Annotated in this window: 13 protein-coding genes; 3 read left to right on the top strand and 10 right to left on the bottom strand. The window is 36.1% G+C overall.

All coding sequences use genetic code 11. The features are described from left to right. Positions 1-90: 90 nt before the first annotated feature. Positions 91-255, top strand: coding sequence for a recombinase zinc beta ribbon domain-containing protein (locus CIB29_RS19625; protein ID WP_117434595.1), 165 nt, complete (start codon positions 91-93; stop codon positions 253-255). A gap of 246 nt (positions 256-501) precedes the next feature. Here the strand turns inward: CIB29_RS19625 and CIB29_RS02175 are convergent, their stop codons facing one another. Next, positions 502-1188 carry a BofC C-terminal domain-containing protein gene (locus CIB29_RS02175; protein ID WP_094546349.1) on the bottom strand — a complete coding sequence of 229 codons (687 nt, stop codon included), beginning with the start codon at positions 1186-1188 and terminating at the stop codon, positions 502-504. Positions 1189-1647: 459 nt separating this feature from the next. Here CIB29_RS02175 and CIB29_RS02170 point away from each other — a divergent pair, with 459 nt between their 5' ends. Continuing rightward, the gene (locus CIB29_RS02170; protein ID WP_157910183.1) at positions 1648-4161 is read left to right on the top strand and encodes a transglycosylase domain-containing protein; all 2514 of its coding nucleotides are present in this window, start codon (positions 1648-1650) and stop codon (positions 4159-4161) included. Between the two features lie 50 nt (positions 4162-4211). Here the strand turns inward: CIB29_RS02170 and uvrA are convergent, their stop codons facing one another. The 6 genes from uvrA to CIB29_RS02140 form a co-directional block, all read right to left on the bottom strand. Then, positions 4212-7037, bottom strand: a complete 2826-nt coding sequence (uvrA, locus tag CIB29_RS02165) for an excinuclease ABC subunit UvrA (protein WP_094546345.1) — start codon at positions 7035-7037, stop codon at positions 4212-4214. 20 nt (positions 7038-7057) lie between these two features. Next, on the bottom strand, positions 7058-9040 hold the full coding sequence (gene uvrB, locus CIB29_RS02160) for an excinuclease ABC subunit UvrB (RefSeq protein ID WP_094546343.1): 1983 nt from the start codon (positions 9038-9040) through the stop codon (positions 7058-7060). A gap of 204 nt (positions 9041-9244) precedes the next feature. Then, a complete protein-coding gene (gene ytxC / locus CIB29_RS02155; RefSeq protein WP_094546341.1) occupies positions 9245-10159 on the bottom strand; it encodes a putative sporulation protein YtxC in 915 nt (304 codons plus the stop codon). A 110-nt stretch (positions 10160-10269) separates the two neighbouring features. After that, positions 10270-11022, bottom strand: a complete 753-nt coding sequence (locus CIB29_RS02150; protein ID WP_094546339.1) for a DUF6873 family GME fold protein — start codon at positions 11020-11022, stop codon at positions 10270-10272. A gap of 74 nt (positions 11023-11096) precedes the next feature. Continuing rightward, positions 11097-12299: an ABC transporter permease gene (locus CIB29_RS02145; protein ID WP_094546337.1), complete on the bottom strand. Its 1203-nt coding sequence runs from the start codon at positions 12297-12299 to the stop codon at positions 11097-11099. 4 nt (positions 12300-12303) lie between these two features. After that, the gene (locus CIB29_RS02140; RefSeq protein ID WP_094546335.1) at positions 12304-13437 is read right to left on the bottom strand and encodes an efflux RND transporter periplasmic adaptor subunit; all 1134 of its coding nucleotides are present in this window, start codon (positions 13435-13437) and stop codon (positions 12304-12306) included. A gap of 612 nt (positions 13438-14049) precedes the next feature. On the opposite strand from CIB29_RS02140, the gene CIB29_RS02135 reads away from it, so the two are divergent. Continuing rightward, the gene (locus tag CIB29_RS02135) at positions 14050-15234 is read left to right on the top strand and encodes a M20 metallopeptidase family protein (protein ID WP_094546333.1); all 1185 of its coding nucleotides are present in this window, start codon (positions 14050-14052) and stop codon (positions 15232-15234) included. Positions 15235-15380: 146 nt separating this feature from the next. Here CIB29_RS02135 and gatB read toward each other — a convergent pair whose 3' ends face one another. From gatB to gatC, 3 genes are read right to left on the bottom strand one after another with little or no spacing between them, the layout of a single operon-like run. After that, positions 15381-16862 carry an Asp-tRNA(Asn)/Glu-tRNA(Gln) amidotransferase subunit GatB gene (gene gatB / locus CIB29_RS02130; protein WP_423241276.1) on the bottom strand — a complete coding sequence of 494 codons (1482 nt, stop codon included), beginning with the start codon at positions 16860-16862 and terminating at the stop codon, positions 15381-15383. A 29-nt stretch (positions 16863-16891) separates the two neighbouring features. Beyond that, positions 16892-18352, bottom strand: a complete 1461-nt coding sequence (gene gatA, locus CIB29_RS02125; protein WP_094546331.1) for an Asp-tRNA(Asn)/Glu-tRNA(Gln) amidotransferase subunit GatA — start codon at positions 18350-18352, stop codon at positions 16892-16894. Positions 18353-18373: 21 nt separating this feature from the next. Next, positions 18374-18661 carry an Asp-tRNA(Asn)/Glu-tRNA(Gln) amidotransferase subunit GatC gene (gatC, locus tag CIB29_RS02120; protein WP_094546329.1) on the bottom strand — a complete coding sequence of 96 codons (288 nt, stop codon included), beginning with the start codon at positions 18659-18661 and terminating at the stop codon, positions 18374-18376. Positions 18662-18990: the final 329 nt, after the last annotated feature.

Here is an 18990-nt window from a genome sequence, read left to right as displayed (position 1 = left end):
AATTTTCTTATTGTAATAACAAATATTGAGTTTTAACATAATCTGTAATAGAATAACTTATATATTTAATTACATGTAAAAAAAGTACCGATTCAAGAATTAGTTAGTTACTACGTATGTAATAATAAAAGTATTTCCGGTGGTGTTCGCTGTGATAATAGCAATGTACGTACGGATGTTTTAGAAGCACTTGTTGAAGAAAAGCTAATGGATATAACATCATACATCTGCTCTTCTTCAGTTGACAAAGGCTGAGGAAATGAATTTGTATTTGATACATAGGAAACTAGCAGGAAAATATACTTTAGAGTAACTGAAAAAACCGTTAAGAAAACTGAAAACATTGCTAAGACACCTCCGGAAATAATGATTCCATATAAATATATGAAAATTCATTTCAATGTGTGCATGTCTAGCAATGTTTTTTATTATATGTCCCTATGTCTCATTTTTTCTGTATACGCTCAACTAAAATTTCATATCTTTAAAAGTTGATATTTTTTAACTTGTAAAATCTTCAAGAAGCTGTGCCAATTCTTCATCAGAATCAACTGCTATACCTTTTTTCAATTTTTCCCTGTCATCCTGTCTAAGCTGTTCAATATTTATATTTCCGATATCACGTATAAAATCTTTCCCATTTACAGGAATTTGATAGAACAATCCTACTTTCCCATCATATTCTTTTACGATATAGTGGTTTGGACATTGCTCATCAACATCGGTAGAAAGTACTACCCGTTCACTACCGAAACTTTCTAACTTCCAGTTAGGATAAAGCTTTTTTAATTCTTCCTCAGTAAGATTTATCAAATCTTGAGGTGCATTGACTTCTTCTGTTAGTTGATGGTTACATTTTAAATAATTGCGTTTAAAAGTTACCCTTGTGTTAATAGTAATTCTTTGTTTTTGAATATCTATATTTACCGGTTCAATTATACCTTCATTATTAGCTTCACCCTCACCACCTTCATGGTTTGGGTTATCAATATTTACTTTTTCTTCAAGATTACTTTTTTCTATTTTTTCAGTCTCTCCTGCATTTGATTTGTCATTTTGGGCAACTTGCTTATTGTCCTTATTATTTGACCTATCTGGCGTATTGATATAATATCCAAAACCAAAACTTATCAGTAAAATGATAAAGCAACAGAATGTCACTAACCTGTAGGACCTTCTTCTTGCCATAATAATACCTCCATGTATGTATTTTGTAAGTATTATTTACAAGGATAAGAAAAAATATACTCATTTTATATAAAATTCAGCTATTAGGTTATAATTATATATGCTTATAATGAGCGAAGTTTAAAATTCAATATTTCCTTAATACAAACTTCGCGAATTTCATCGATAACTGCATTAATCTATTTATGATTTTGATATTATATAGTTCACAGTTAACAGTTCTCAGTTCACAGTAGTAAACGATTTAATAGCTTTTACTGTGAACCGTGAACTGTGAACTTATTTACTTTATCTGCCATGTAAAATCATTATCAGTAAATATATAGTTATCGATACTTTAACATTCGCTTTATTTAGAACTAAAGCTTTTTTTAATATTTTTTTAATTCATTTAGTACATTTTTATGTTATAATATGATGGATATAGGTTTTTATATAGTAACAGGTAGGAGGATATATATGCCAGAAAATAATATGTCTCCAAAAAAGGGGCAGAAATCAAATAAAGATAAAAAAGGAACCTTTAGATTTTTTTCTGTATTCTTTAAAATACTTTTAATAATCGGACTATTTGCAGGAGTTGCAACTGCAGGAATTTTAGGTGGTACTTTATATGGCTACATAGATACTACTAAGGAATTAAACATTGATGATCTCAAGCTTAACTTTACCTCTTTCGTGTATTATATTGATCCTAAAACCGGTGAAGCTAAAGAGTTGGAACGGTTATATGGAGAGGAAAACAGGGTCTGGGTAGATATCAATTCCATTCCCGAGCATCTGAAAAACGCTTTTATTGCGATAGAAGACGAAAGATTTAGGAAACACTTTGGGGTCGATATCAAAAGGACATTGGGTGCAACCATCAATTATGTCTTCAAACGTGATGCATCTTACGGCGGCAGCACGATCACCCAGCAGCTTGTTAAGAACCTTACCGGCGATAAAGAGGTATCAGAAAAGAGAAAAATACAGGAAATGTGGAGAGCTATTAATCTTGAAAAAAAATACTCTAAAGATCAAATTTTAGAACTTTACCTGAATACCATCTACTTAAGCCAGGGAACTAATGGTGTTCAGGCAGCTGCCAACACCTATTTTGATAAAGATGTAAGCGAGTTAACGCTTGCAGAGGCAGCATCCATTGCCGGTATTACACAATATCCTACTTATTATGACCCATTTATCAATCCTGAGAACAATAAGAAAAAGCAGGAAATTGTTTTAAAGAAAATGTTTGAACTTGGCTATATCAATAAAGACGAATATGAAAAGGCTTTAAATGAAAAGTTAAACTTTAAAAAAGGTTCAAACCAACAACGTACCAGTAAACAGTCATATTTTGTAGACCAGGTTATTAATGATGTGTTGAACGATTTGCAGAAAGAAAAAGGATATTCTAAAGCCATAGCTTCAAAAATGTTATATACAGGCGGATTAAAAATCTATGCAACCATAGACCCTACAATACAGAATGCTATGGACAAAGTTTTTAAAGATCCTAAAAACTTTCCGCAAATTAAAGGAGATATACAACCGGAAGCTGCCATGTTAATCATGGACCCGTACACCGGACAAGTAAAAGGTATGGTTGGCGGAAGAGGTGAAAAAACTGCAAAGCGCACCTTAAACCGGGCTACCCAGACTGTCCGCCAGCCCGGTTCCGCCATAAAGCCCATTGGAGTATACGCTCCCGCATTGGAATACGGTTTAATTACTCCTGCAACAGTGATTGATGACGTGCCTATTACTATAAACGGATGGTCTCCTAAAAATTATGACAATAAGTTTCATGGTCTTACACCTATCAGGACCGCTATTGAATGGTCCAGAAATATACCGGCAGTCAAAGTTTTAGACAAACTGGGAATTGATAATTCGTTTAATTTTTTAAAAACCAATGTCGCCATAACTTCACTGGTTGAGCGGGAAAAACGGCAGGATGGTAAAATATATACGGATAAAAACCTTAACTCCCTCGCCCTTGGAGGACTGACCGATGGTATTTCCGTTTTAGAAATGACAGCCGCTTACGTCCCTTTTGTAAACAATGGGAAGTATACCTCTCCCTATACCTATACCAAAGTATTGGATTATGAAGGAAAAGTTTTGCTAGAGAAAAAGAAAAAAACACATATAGCCATGAGCGAGCAAACGGCTTTTTTGATGACCCAGATGCTAAAGAGTGTAGTCCAGCAAGGTACCGGCACGCCGGCAAGGTTATCAAACAATATGCCGGCTGCCGGGAAAACGGGTACCACATCAGACGATAAAGACAGATGGTTTGTTGGATTCACTCCCTATTATGTAGCTGCCACCTGGTTTGGCTACGATGAACCAAAAGAGATAAAGGTTTCAGGAACCAATCCGGCCATCGTACTATGGCGTGCAGTCATGGATGAAATTCATAAAGGGCTTGAAGTCAAGGATTTTCCCCAGCCTCTTGGAATTGTTCAGGCACAGGTATGTATTGATGATGGCAAGAAACCAACAGAATTGTGTTATAAAGACCCAAGAGGTCCAAGGGTACGCACCGAATATTTCAAGAAAGGGACTGAACCTAAAGAGGAATGTACCGTTCACGTATTAGAAAAAGTTGATAAGAATAATAACCTATTAGCAAACGAATACTGTCCTCCTGAAGTTGTAGAAGAACGAGTATTCATCGTAAGGCCCGAGCCTTATGTTCCTATTCTGGATAGTAAAGGAAATCCAATACTACCTTTGGATGCAAAATACGAATTACCGTCAGGAGAATATTGTAATGAACATGGTCCACAGACCGGGCAGCAGCAACCGCTACAACAGCAACAACCTTTTGAGAATAATAATTCTTCTTTGCAGCAATCGGAACTTAATGACACAGGCCAGAATGATAACTTTTTAGATGACTTAATTCAAAATAAAAAGAATAATAAACCAAGTAAGAAAAATGCAAAACTGAAACCTTCTAATCTTCTAGAAGATAATTAAATTTGTCACATAAAGAAATAAAAAGCTGTGAGGATTGATCCCACAGCTTTTTATTTTAATATCTTTTTCAAGTACTGTCCGGTATAGGACTGCTCACATCGTGCAACTTCTTCAGGAGTCCCTTGGCACACAATTGTACCACCCCGGTCTCCACCTTCCGGCCCAAGATCTATGATATAGTCTGCAGTTTTAATTACATCGAGGTTATGCTCAATCACTACGACAGTATTGCCTGAATCAACCAACCTCTGAAGGACACCGATCAGCTTGTGAACATCAGCTATATGAAGGCCTGTCGTTGGTTCATCCAGAATATATATGGTTTTCCCTGTGCTTCGTTTGCTTAGTTCGGTAGCCAGCTTTACCCGCTGTGCTTCTCCCCCCGAAAGAGTGGTAGAAGATTGTCCGATTTTTATATACCCCAGACCAACATCATACAGTGTTTGAAGCTTTTTCTGTATACGGGGAATATGTTGGAAAAATTCCAATCCTTCTTCTACTGTCATATCCAATACCTCAGCAATATTTTTACCTTTGTACTTTACCTCGAGAGTTTCCCTATTGTATCTTTTTCCCTTACATACTTCACAGGGTACATAAACATCAGGTAAAAAATGCATTTCTATTTTTATGATCCCATCTCCGCTGCAAGCCTCACAACGTCCGCCTTTTACATTAAAACTAAACCTTCCTGGCTTATACCCTCTCATCTTTGCCTCATTGGTAGCAGCAAAAATATCCCTGATATCTGTAAAAACTCCTGTATAGGTAGCAGGGTTAGATCTTGGAGTTCTTCCTATAGGTGACTGGTCTATATCAATAACTTTATCAAGATGTTCCAGACCTTTTATTTCTTTATGGATACCAGGCTTCATTTTAGCTTTGTTCAACTCGCATGCAAGCCTTTTATATAAAATCTCATTGACAAGAGAACTTTTTCCAGAGCCTGATACCCCGGTAACACATGTAAATACACCAAGAGGTACCTTTACGTTAACGTTTTTTAGATTATTTTCTCCAGCTCCGACAATGTTCAACCATTTTCCATTAGGCTTCCTTCTATTATTGGGAACCTCTATTTTTTTCTTCCCGCTGAGATATAGTCCTGTTTCAGATTTTTCAGATTTTTTAATCTCCTCTACCGTGCCCGCTGCTACAACATAACCACCATGTATCCCGGCTCCAGGGCCTATATCAATAATATGGTCAGCAGCATACATAGTATCTTCATCATGTTCAACGACAATAAGTGTGTTACCTAAATCTCTTAAATTTTTTAAGGTTTTTAGCAATTTATCATTATCTCTTTGATGTAAACCTATGCTGGGTTCGTCCAGAATATATAAAACTCCCATTAAACTTGAGCCTATCTGGGTAGCCAGGCGTATTCTCTGCGCCTCTCCCCCGGACAAAGTCCCCGCAGATCTGGAAAGAGTTAGATAGTCCAGACCTACATCTACCAGGAAACCTAAACGTGCATTAATTTCTTTTAAAATTTGATGGGCAATCATCCGTTCTTTTTCAGTTAATTTTAAATTATTAAAAAATTCCCTGGCTTCGATAATCGACATCTGCGTCACTTCAAAAATATTTTTATTATTAATTGTAACACCCAGGCTCTCTTTTTTAAGTCTCGCACCATTACACTCGGGACAGGGATTTGTGCTCATCAAGCTTTCCAGTTCGCTTCTCATCCAATCGGACTGAGTCTCCCTGTACCGCCTTTCAAGGTTATTAATTACACCTTCAAAGGGTGCATAAAATGAACCGTTTCCATACTCCCTCTCATAGGAGACCTTGACTTTTTCACCTTTAGTGCCATAAAGTATAATATCTATTATCTTTTCAGGAAGATCTTTTACGGGTGTATCCAAACTAAAACCATAGTGCTGTGATAACGCTTCAAAAAACATCCGTGACATACTTTCTTCATTGGCAGTATTCCATCCGCCTGCATTTATTGCGCCTTCAGAAATACTTTTAGTCCTATCGGGAATCACCATATCGGGATCAATTTTCATTAGCGTGCCTAAACCGCTGCATTGAGAACAAGCTCCAAATGGACTATTAAATGAAAACATTCGCGGTGAAAGTTCTTCCATACTAATTCCACAGTCACTGCATGCATAATTCTGACTAAAGATAATCTCTTTTCCGTCAATTACGTCAACTATTACAATTCCTCCTGATAGCTGTAATGCTGTCTCTAAGGAATCTGCCAGTCTTTTTCTAATGTCCTCACGCACGATTAACCTGTCAATCACAATTTCAATGTTATGTTTCTTATTTTTATCCAGTTTTATTTGTTCAGAAAGTTCCCGGACTTCTCCATCTACCCTTACCCTTACATAACCATTCCTTTTTGCATCCTCAAAAACCTTCTGATGTTCCCCTTTCCTGGCCCGGACAATAGGAGCAAGTATTTGTATTTTTGTTCTTTCTTCTAATGCCAGTATATTATCTACAATCTGATCTATTGTCTGCTGATTAATTTCCTTTCCACATTTAGGACAATGAGGTATCCCTATACGTGCAAAAAGCAATCTTAGATAGTCATAAATTTCAGTAACAGTCCCCACAGTGGAACGGGGGTTCTTGCTAGTCGTTTTTTGGTCTATGGATATGGCTGGAGATAACCCTTCAATATAATCGACATCAGGCTTCTCCATCTGCCCCAGGAATTGTCTTGCATAGGCAGAAAGAGATTCTACATATCGTCTTTGTCCTTCGGCATAAATAGTGTCAAATGCCAGAGAAGATTTTCCCGAACCACTTAAACCTGTCAAAACAACAAATTTATCTCTCGGAATTTCAACATCAATATTTTTTAAATTATGTTCTCTTGCACCTTTTATAAAAATACTGTTTCTTGACATAATTTACCTTCACCTTTTTCTCAATTCCTCATTTTCAATTCATTAATTTTATCTCTCAGCATTGCAGCCTTCTCAAACTGAAGGTCTGCTGCTGCCTGTTTCATTTCTTCAGTAAGCTGTGCAATAATTTTTTCGATATCGGCAGTACCATCTATATTTTCTATACTTCTACCTACGATATATCTTTCACCCTCTTCAGCAACTTTCGTTGCTTCTATAACATCCCTGATTCCTTTTACAATGGTTTTAGGAATAATACCATGCTGTTTGTTATAATCCATCTGGAGTTTTCTTCTACGGTTTGTCTCATTAATTGCTCTTGTCATGGAATCAGTGAGGGAATCAGCATACATAATAACTTTACCGTTAACATTTCTTGCTGCTCTACCGATCGTCTGAATAAGCGATGTTTCTGAACGTAAGAACCCTTCCTTATCTGCATCAAGTATAGCAACCAAGGATACTTCCGGAAGGTCCAACCCCTCTCTCAAAAGGTTTATTCCTACCAGCACATCAAAAACCCCAAGACGTAAATCCCGGATAATTTCCATTCTTTCAATTGTATGAACATCAGAATGAAGGTACTTCACCTTTATATCCATATCTTTTAAATAATCAGTCAAATCTTCTGCCATTTTCTTTGTTAGAGTAGTTACCAGCACTCTTTCTTTTCTTTCTATCCGTTTGTTAATTTCACTTAACAAATCATCAATCTGGCCTTTTACAGGCTTTACAATTACTTCCGGATCCACCAATCCTGTTGGACGGATAATTTGTTCCACAATTTTAGAAGAATGCTGCCGTTCGTAATCTCCGGGAGTTGCACTTACGAATATAACCTGGTTAATTCTTTCTTCAAACTCTTCAAAGTTCAGCGGCCTGTTATCATAGGCAGAAGGCAGCCTGAAACCATGTTCAACCAGCGAATCTTTTCTTGACCTGTCTCCTGCATACATACCTCTTACCTGAGGTAATGTAACATGGGATTCATCCACTATCAACAGAAAATCCTTTGGAAAATAGTCAATTAATGTAAAAGGAGCACTTCCAGCTTCTCTTCCGCTGATATGCCTGGAGTAATTCTCAATCCCCTGGCAAAACCCGACTTCCCTCATCATTTCTATGTCATAGTTCGTCCTTTGTATCAGCCTCTGCATTTCTACCAGCTTGCCCTGTGCTTTAAGCTCAGCAGCCCTTTCTTCCAATTCCTTTTCAATAGCTTTTATTGCCCTCTCCATTTTGTCTTGTGTAGTAACATAGTGGGATGCAGGAAAAATGGCACAATGATTTCTAATACCGGTGATTTCACCTGTAAGTACATCTATTTCAGTAATCCGTTCAATTTCATCACCAAAAAATTCAATCCTCAACGCTTTCTCACTAGAGCTGGCAGGAAAGATTTCAAGCACATCTCCCCTGACTCTGAACTTACCTCGAACAAAGTTTATATCATTTCTCTCGTATTGTATTTCTACCAGCTTCTTGATAACCTGGTCCCTGTCTTTTATCATTCCCGGACGTAAAGAAATCACAAGATTTTTATAATCTATAGGGTCCCCTAATCCATAGATGCACGAAACACTGGCAACAATAATGACATCTCTTCTTTCAAACAATGCCGCAGTGGCAGAGTGTCTGAGTTTGTCTATCTCATCGTTTATTGATGCATCTTTTTCAATATAAGTATCAGTTTGAGGAATATATGCTTCAGGCTGATAATAATCATAATAGCTTACAAAATATTCGACAGCATTATTAGGAAAAAATTCTTTAAATTCACTACATAATTGAGCCGCAAGCGTCTTGTTATGTGCTAAGACCAATGTAGGTCTTTGTACCTGTTGAATAACATTTGCAATGGTAAAAGTTTTTCCTGAGCCCGTTACTCCCAGCAGGGTTTGTCCTCTATAACCTTTTATTATCCCACTGCTAAGCTGCTCAATTGCTTTAGGTTGGTCACCTTGCGGTTTATATTCAGATATTACTTCAAATCCATTCTTCATATTGCCACCTCACATATTCCCTTGTAATTATACCATATGTACCAAAAAAAGCAAACATATGTTTTGTCATTCAATGGTCGTATATTTTGTATTTGAAGAATATTATTAACAGGCTCTAAGCTTTTCCGCAACGTTCTTTCCATAATATTCTTCAATAAAAAAACATCATGCTATTAGCATAATGTTTTTAGTTATTATCATTATTTATTTGTGCATATAATCGGTTATTTTTACTTCGTTTGTACTAACTTTGTTAACCAGACATAGGTCGCAGCCTGAACAGAAAATTACTTTTCCATAAAAAACATTCTTTATAGTTTCTATAAGTTCCCTGTTTTTTATTTGCTTGATCATATGAATATAGATTTTATTAGGCGCCAGGGTTATTAAAGAACTTACCAATAAATCATCATAGTTAATTTCCCCTTCAGAAACTTCATTTATAAAATCCTGGATACATTCATTAGTAATTTCTTTTCTGTTATGGTCCAGCAATATATACCTATTATCATAGCCTACAAGCACATGCACTGTATCAAATTTGGGTTCCTGAATCTCTACAAAATATTTTAGCAACCGGATAAATTCTCTATATTCCTTTTCCATTAAGTAGTCATCTACTGCCTTATCTACTACGTCTTCCAGTTCTTTTATATAATCCTTTAACCGGAATGTTACAAAACCGTCTAAAATAATTTCATTAGATGTTTCAAAATATTCAAGTAATTTTTTAGCTACAATGTTCTTTCGTCTTAACATAAATAAATTATTGAAAATATTTTTTTCTTCAACCCCCAGGACATTATTTAATGCTGTCCTTAAGATTTCTCTTCGCTCTCCTGAGTTAAAATAGCAATAATTTGAATTAATAATACGGCTGATAAATTTTTGTTCGTATTTTTCAATAATATATTCAGAAAGGACATTAGCTATATGAATTTTTAAACTATTTAACTTATTTTCCGAACTAATTTCAACCTCCAAAAAATTTACATCATTGGACTTTTTTTGCCTTAGTTCTACAAATATGTCTTTTGATTTTAAATCTGTTAGTGTGTCTTCTATCATATTTTTTACTTCTTCTATTTCATCAGACATTCCTATATATAAATACTCCATTAAATTCACATCCCTTCAAGTGTATTATATGATTAAGTACTTTGTTGTATGCAGTGTTATGTTTTACCTATAAAACCAAATAAATAAGTATAATACCGTCTTTTTAGTACTTAATGCAATATAGGTATGATGGACCCTATATCTATTACTTGTCCTTTACCCAAACTTCTGACACTTACATTATATTTACTACAAAATTCAACAATATCAATATAATTTGGGTGATTGTTTAGCATTCCTGCAACAACCAATAAATTTTTTGAAACTAACCCGGTTGCTCCACCTATAAAACCATAATTTAATCCAGGTAATAGTATGTGTCCGGGGGTAATCAATAATACGTCAATATTGTAATTATCGGCAGTTCGTGCTATTCCTCTGTCCGAAGTGATAATCGCATGATCACTGACGATACATGTTGAACATTTTGCATAGCCTTGTTTTACATTAATCATTTTAACGCCATGTTGTTCAAAATATTGTCTAATAACCGGATCTGTATATCTTATATTGTGAAAAGCTAAATTATTTATTCTTGCTACATTATATGCAATATTTTCAGGGTAGTTACTTTTTAATACACTTTTACCCCTAATTAATCTAAATTTTAATGGCTCCAGTACTGAGTTAAAAAATTCATATACATCAGGTGCTACTACCAAAATATTGTCTCCTACAGGATGTACAAGCATATCAGGATGATTGGTTACTGCCTCATACAGTCCGGCAGATAAAGGCGTAAGGATTGGCTTTATCCCTAAATCCTCCAAGCCTGACAGTATATCAGCTGATGCCCTTCCGTCTATAAGAACATGGCTTACTTTTCTTTCAGGAATAAATGGTGTCTTAATAAACTCTGTCATTATAATACCCCCATGAATCAATTAAAAATGCAAAAGTTATTTAATCTGTCCATAATTATCAATTTATCAAATCATTACTCATGTCTCAGTGCTTCTATAGGATCAAGATTTGCAGCTTTTTTAGCTGGATAAACTCCAAAAACCAAACCTATAAACACTGAAAAAACTAATGCTGTAAGTATAGTAAAGACCGAAATACTTAAAGGCAATCCAGAAAAACAGGATATTAACCATGAGGATAATACTCCGGTTAATACACCTATAATGCCTCCGGTAATAGTCAAGATAACAGCTTCAACTAAAAATTGCATTAATATATCCTTTTTCCTGGCACCTAATGCCTTTCTAATTCCAATTTCCCTTGTCCTCTCTTTAACTGTTACAAGCATGATATTCATAATACCTATTCCGCCTACCATTAGTGAAATAGCACCTACTGCTCCGACAATAAAAGTAAGTATGTTTGTAACTTTATTAATCTGTTCTTTTTGCCTCATCATATTCTCAACATAGTACTTATCTTTATTGTGGTGTCGTCTCTCTAAAAACTTTACTACTTTTATACCTACATCATCAAGATTTTCTTGATGATCAACTTTTATTGAAATTTGGTCTACACTATCTGTATTATATATTTTCTGTATAGTAGTAATGGGCATGTAAATAAAAGTAGGAATCTGTTCACCAAATATATCTTCGAAAACCTCGTTAGAACTTTTTACAATCCCTATAACAGTTAACATTAACGAAGTTTTTTTAGAGGTAAGTTTTAACGTCCTTCCTACAGCATTTTCCCGGTGAAATAACTTTTTTGCTAATATATTATCTATGACCACAACATTCCTACTTGACCGCGTATCGGTTTCATTTATCAACCTGCCATGAAGAACCTGTAGTGAAAAAATATTTCTAAATTCTCTATCTACTCCCCAGATAAAAGCTTCTCTATTCCTATTATTATGTTTTACAACTCCGAAACCGTTAAATACGGGGGCGGCAGTTTCTATCTGAGGAATATATTTTTTTATATTATTGGCATCCTCAATTTTCAGTGTGTCCTTTGATAAAATATCACCAGACTTAATTTTTATATTTATCCCATTAATCCCCAATTTTTCAAGTTCGCCTAGAATGGCACTCTGTCCACCTTTTCCAATAGATACTATAGTAATTACTGATGAAATTCCTATAACGATTCCAAGTACTGTAAGTAATGCCCGTAGCTTATTTGAAAATGTACTGGACAACGATATTTTAATATATTCAACTAGATTCATTGTATCACCTTTTCCTGGTTGCTGCTATTCTAACTTTTGTACCATCTTTTATCTTCTTCGGGGGGTTTAATATTACTTTCTCTCCTTTTTTCAACCCTTCAAGTATTTCAATTTCCAATTCCAGTTCTGCTCCTGTAACAACTTTTCTTTTATAAGCTCTATTATCCTTTACAACATATACAATGTCATTATTATCACTGTCCTGTACAATAGCTTCATAGGGTAATATCAATGTATTATCTTTAGTATCTGTTATAATTTTTACTTCTGTAGAATATCCGGGTTTTAATACGGTATTTTCATCAATAACATCTACTGTCAGTTCTATTACTGTTTCGCTGCTTTGCCCAGAGGGAACTTGTTTTGCGATCGGGGAAATTTTTTGCACTCTACCCGAATAACAAATACCTTCAAAAGCATCCCCGGTTATTTCTACTTTTTGGCCTTCTTTTATTTTTGAAATATAATATTCTCCTATGTTTACCTTTACCTGTAAATTATCTATGTCTGATATGGTGATAATAGGCTGTAGAGAATTAGTAACAGACCCTTTTTTCACATTTACCGCGGTAATGATGCCTGTTATTGGACTTTTAAGCACCTTTGGCTGCTGCTGTAATTTTTTTTCTAATTCCTGCACTTCCAGTTGTGCGATTTCTATTTTCTTTTGGTATACATTTATAATATCCTTACCTGGATATGTATAGGCTGTCCTTTCGTTCCATGTTTCCTGAATATTCCCTTTAGGTTCCTGCTGCTTATTTTCAAATACATTACTAAAGTAATTTTCTTTGATTATCTTTTCAAAATTCAATTTTTCTATTTCTAAATTAGCTTTAGCCTGTTCAAGCTGTAATTCCAGTTCTTGAAGTTCTAATTCAACTAACGGCTGATCTTTTCCAACTTTATCCCCTTCCCTTACCTTAATATCTTTTACTCTTACAGGATATTCTGCAAATAGCTCAGCCTTATTGACTTCCTCTACCTTTCCGCTACTTGAAATACTGGACACAATCCCTGTTTCTTTGACTGTATAAACTTTTACGTTTACCACCGATCTCATATCTATGTAGTGGATGAATAACATGGTAAGTATAATTACTATGGTAGATATTAGGGTAATGAAAATCTTCTTCAACACAACCACTCCTTCAACGTTTATTATCTGTAAAACCAAAAAAAATAAACTCTAAAAAGTAAACATACTTTTAGAGTTTTATTTTTCATTCACGTTTTTTTTATAATTACATATTATATTATTGAAAACAACATCATTCGTATTGTTATCTTCTCGCGACCAACAGACAACAAAACAATTTTGGCTGTCTGTTGTTGAGATAAGCCGTGAAAGCTGGAAACTTTCACGGCAGTTTTATTCCCATGATATCATGATATCATTTACTAAAAATAAAGATTAATATGATCTGCATGAATTATTCCAATAGGGAAAAAATATATTTTGGAGGTGATATTATGACTAATATTAATTGCACATCCAATTGTATATATCAAAAAGATGGTAAATGCCAATTAGATAATGTCACCACAGTATCCAGTACATTAAACAACTCCTGTGTTTACTTTACTGATAAGAGCGAAAAAACGACAAAAGAATAGTAAGTTAATAACAGCAGGAACCTTCTCTGCTGTTATTTTATTTTGAGTCAGAATGTGTGGACGCTGCAATTAGATTATGATAATATAATATAGTATATTTTTAATACATTACAATATTGCTGGAGATGGTTAAATGTTCACAGAAGAAATTAAAAAGATATCAAAAGAAATACAAGAAAAATTAATTAATATACGGCGTACCATTCATATGCATCCCGAACTGGCTTTTGAAGAGCATGCGACAGCACAATTAATATACAACTATCTTAAAGATCTCGATATCGAAGTGACGCCTGGTATTGCAAAAACGGGGGTAGTTGGTCTGATTCGCGGTAACCAGCCGGGAAAGACAGTTGCAATACGGGCGGATATGGATGCGCTGCCCATGACTGAAGAGAATGAGTGTGAATATAAATCTACTGTACCGGGGAAAATGCACGCATGTGGCCATGATGTCCATGTTACCTGTCTTTTAGGTGCTGCAGAAATTTTAAGTCGACTTAAAGGCAAACTCAATGGAAATATCAAGCTCTTATTCCAACCCGCTGAAGAAGGAGTAGGTGGAGCATTGCCAATGATTGAAGAGGGGGTATTAGAAAATCCAAAAGTTGATGCCTGCATCGCGGCTCATGTATGGCCGGATATTCCTGCTGGTAAAATTGTTGTCAAAAACGGTCCTATTATGGCATCTCCTGATGATTTCGAAATTATTATCAAAGGTAAAAGCGGGCATGGTGCAATGCCCCATGCTGCCGTAGATCCTATTGTAATTGGATGTCATGTAGTAAATACTCTTCAAACCATCGTAAGCAGGAAAATTGACCCGTTAAATCCGGCAGTTATATCCATATGTTACTTCCACTCCGGTACATGCACTAACGTAATACCAGACACAGCGACTATTAAAGGAACTGCAAGGACAATTGATCCTGAGTTAAGAAGAAAAATTGCCAGCCTAATTGAGGAAACAGTTGCCGGTGTTGTAAAAGCAATGGGCGGCGAATACGAGTTTGATTTTAAATATCTCTACCCTCCAACCATCAATGATGATATAATAACAGATGTTCTAGCAAACTCGGCTTCTAAAATAATTGGAAAAAGCAACATATTATGGGGTAGGGAACCTTCAATGGGCGGCGAAGACTTCGCCTATTTTGCTGAGAAAGTTCCTTCCACTTTCTTCAGACTGGGATGCGGAAATCCTGAAAAAGGTATTACACATCCAATTCATAGTACAAAATTCGATGTAGATGAAGACTGTATTGCGGTAGGTGCTTCAATACTGGCACAATTTGCAGTGGATTATTTAAATAGATAGTAATAGAAATGAGACATGGGGATATAATTCAGCTTAATTACAAATTCTCCATGTCTCATTTCTATTATCCGCTATGACTTTCCTCAACAGATCACAAATAATGATGAAAATCTCTTGAACTGCGATTGCGTGGATTTTACTCCCCACTATTCTACATCCAGCATTTCTTTTAACATCTTATTCAGCATTTGAGGATTTGCTTTTCCACGGCTCGCTTTCATCGCCTGTCCTACCAGGAAGCCCAGCGCTTTTTCTTTTCCGGCTTTATAATCTGCTACAGATTGAGGATTATCCTCCAATACTTTCTTCACAATCTCAGCCAACTGGGATTCATCACTGATTTGGACCAGTCCTTTTTCTTTTACAATAACCTCAGGGTCTTTTACTTCTTCAAACATAGATTCTAAAACTTTCTTTGCAATGGTACCACTGATAGTTCCTTTTTCAATTAAAGCAATTAATTTTGCAATATGTTCGGCCGGAAAAGGAATTTCCTCAGGCTCCATATCCCTGTCTTTTAAAATTCTCATTAGGTCTCCCATAAACCAGTTGCTAACGGTTTTGGGATTAGCCCCTTGACCAACACATTGTTCAAAAAACTGAGCTAAGGTCTTGGAAGACGTAATGATTGCTGCATCATATTCAGGCAAGCAATATTCCTGTACATAACGTCCCCTCTTTGCATTAGGCAGTTCAGGAATAGTTTTTCTGATTTCTTCTATCCATTCCTCATCAATAACGATAGGTACCAGGTCCGGTTCTGGAAAATACCTATAATCATGAGCTTCTTCCTTACTTCGCATTGCATAACTTACGCCTTTTACATCATCCCAGCGGCGTGTTTCCTGCTCCACCTGTCCGCCGGACTCTATCACTTCAATCTGCCTTTTAGCCTCATATTCCATCGCACGGACAGCAGCCCTGAAAGAGTTAACGTTTTTCATTTCTGTTCTGGTACCAAATTCCTTCTGTCCAACCGGCCTCACAGAAAGGTTGATGTCACATCGCAGCGAACCTTCCTGCATTTTGCAATCGGATACATCAATATATTGCAAGATGGACTTCAGTGTTTCAAGGAAAACTCTTGCTTCTTCCGCCGTCCTCATGTCCGGCTCCGTAACAATCTCAATAAGGGGTACACCGCAACGGTTGTAATCTATCAATGAACCCGTTCCCCATTCATCATGCATTAATTTGCCGGCATCTTCTTCGATGTGTATTCTTGTAATCCCTATCCTCTTTTTCCGACCATCCACTTCAATATCTACATATCCATTTTTACAAATCGGTAAATCATACTGGGAGATCTGGTATGCTTTAGGGAGATCCGGATAAAAATAGTTCTTTCTATCCTGTTTACCAAAAGCAGTAATCTCACAATTAGTAGCCAGCCCGGCTTTGATAGCATAATCCACTACCTTCTTATTTAAAACAGGCAATACTCCCGGCATTCCTGTACAAATGGGACAGCAATGCGTATTCACCTCTCCACCAAATTCGGTAGTACAATCACAATATATTTTAGTCTTGGTTGAAAGTTCAGCATGAACCTCAAGCCCTATCACTGTTTCGTAATTCAATATTATCACCTCTTTAATTAATGTCAGCTTACCTTTATCAACTTCCATCTATAAAAACAATTCTCAATTGTCAATTCTTATAGCTTTGGCCTAACCTTATGATATTCTGTATTTTGTTCAAAAGTATAAGCCGCACGCAGCAAGGTTGGCTCATCAAAAGCTTTTCCAATCAGCTGCATGCCAACTGGCAGTCCCTGGCTGTCGAAACCGCAGGGAATGACCAATCCTGGAAGCCCGGCTATGTTTACAGAAACAGTGCATATATCGGCAGCATACATTTCTAATGGATCTTCGGATTTTTCTCCAAACTTAAATGCAGTTGTAGGAGTTGTTGGTGTAATGATAACATCATATTTGTTAAAAGCGTCATCAAAGCTTTTCATAATGAGGGTTCTTACCTGTTGTGCCTTCTTGTAATATGCATCATAATAGCCGGAACTCAATGCATAGGTTCCCAACATGATTCTTCTTTTAACTTCTTTTCCAAAACCTTCACTCCGGGTTTGCTTATACAAATCTAGTAAATCCTTAAATTTTTCTGCTCTATAGCCATATTTGATACCATCATATCTGGCGAGGTTGGAACTGGCTTCTGCTGAAGAAATAAGATAGTAGGCAGGTAAAGCATACTCAGTAATAGGAAGTGAGAATTCTTCATATTCTGCTCCCAGGTCCTTTAAGACTTCAATTGATTTTAAAACTGAATCTCTAACTTCAGCGTTGATGCCTTCTCCTATGTATTCCTTAGGAACACCTATTTTTAAGCCTTTCACATCATTAACCAAGGCTTTTGTATAATCAGGATAATCAATATTTACAGAAGTTGAATCCATCGGATCATGGCCGGTAATCGCATTAAGTACTAATGCGCAATCGGTTACGTCCTTGGTCAATGGTCCTATTTGATCCAATGATGAAGCAAAGGCAACCAAACCGAATCTTGAAACCGTTCCATAGGTAGGTTTCATCCCAACTACACCGCAGAAAGCCGCAGGTTGTCTGATAGAGCCTCCGGTGTCTGAACCTAAAGCAAATATTGCTTCATCAGCTGAAACCGCTGCTGCCGACCCACCACTGGAACCTCCAGGTACTCTATCTAAATCATAAGGATTTTTTGTTTTCTTAAAATGTGAATTTTCGGTAGATGAACCCATTGCAAATTCATCCATGTTTAACTTACCAACCAGCACTGCTCCAGCCTCGTTGAGTTTCTTTGTTACAGTTGCATTGTAAGGCGGAACAAAATTATAAAGCATCTTGGATGCACAGGTAGTTAGGACATTTTCAGTACATATATTGTCCTTTAATGCCATAGGAATTCCGGCTAAATCACTTAACTGTTCCCCTGCACTAATTTTATCGTCTATCTCCTGTGCACGTTTGACAGCCTCATCTCCGGTAACAGTGATATAACTTTGTACTTGGGAATCTATCTCACTAATTCTATCTAAGATAGACTTTGTAATCTCAACAGAACTGACTTCTTTTTTTCTCAGTAAATCCCTTAACTCATGGGCAGTTAATTTATATAGTTCCAAATCATCTCACACTCCTTTTGTCTATTCTACTATCTTAGGAACTTTAAAACATCCATCTTCCCGGGATGGTGCATTTGCCAGAATCTTTTCCCTGTCATAAGAAGGTCCAACAATATCTTCTCTAAAAACATTTTGAATGGGTATTGCATGAGCTGTAGGTTCCACTCCAGAAGTATCAAGTTCATTTAGCTTGTCCGCAAAAGCAATAATATTTTCCATTTCACCTGTTAATCTTTCTTTCTCGTCTTCAGTTAAATTTAACCGTGCAAGATTGGCTACATGCTCTACCTGCTCTTTTGTGATCTTCATCTTCTCACATCCTTTACTATTATTTTTAGAATCCAGCGTTATACAATGATTTTCAATGTTTTAATCTTTAATAATTAATAATTATACATTACGATTTTCCACTATTCAACGTTTATACAAGAAAAAGTTTGTGTCAAGCATAAGTTTACAATTTTTTATCAAACCACATCCTGTATAATCCATTGTATATGGGAATATACAACCTCACAACTGCTGGACTGTGGGGCTGATTATGTGTTTGAAGATTTTACGGATACCAGTGCGTTTTTGAGTATTTTTGAGTGAAACGATTTTGTTGTCAAAAAAGAAGCAGGTAAATGCTCAAGTGC

Origin of the sequence: Petroclostridium xylanilyticum, assembly GCF_002252565.1 — a bacterium.
In the GTDB taxonomy this organism is placed as follows: domain Bacteria; phylum Bacillota; class Clostridia; order SK-Y3; family SK-Y3; genus Petroclostridium; species Petroclostridium xylanilyticum.
Note: the sequence above shows the minus strand (reverse complement) of the source record. Positions and strands in the feature narration are given on the sequence as shown.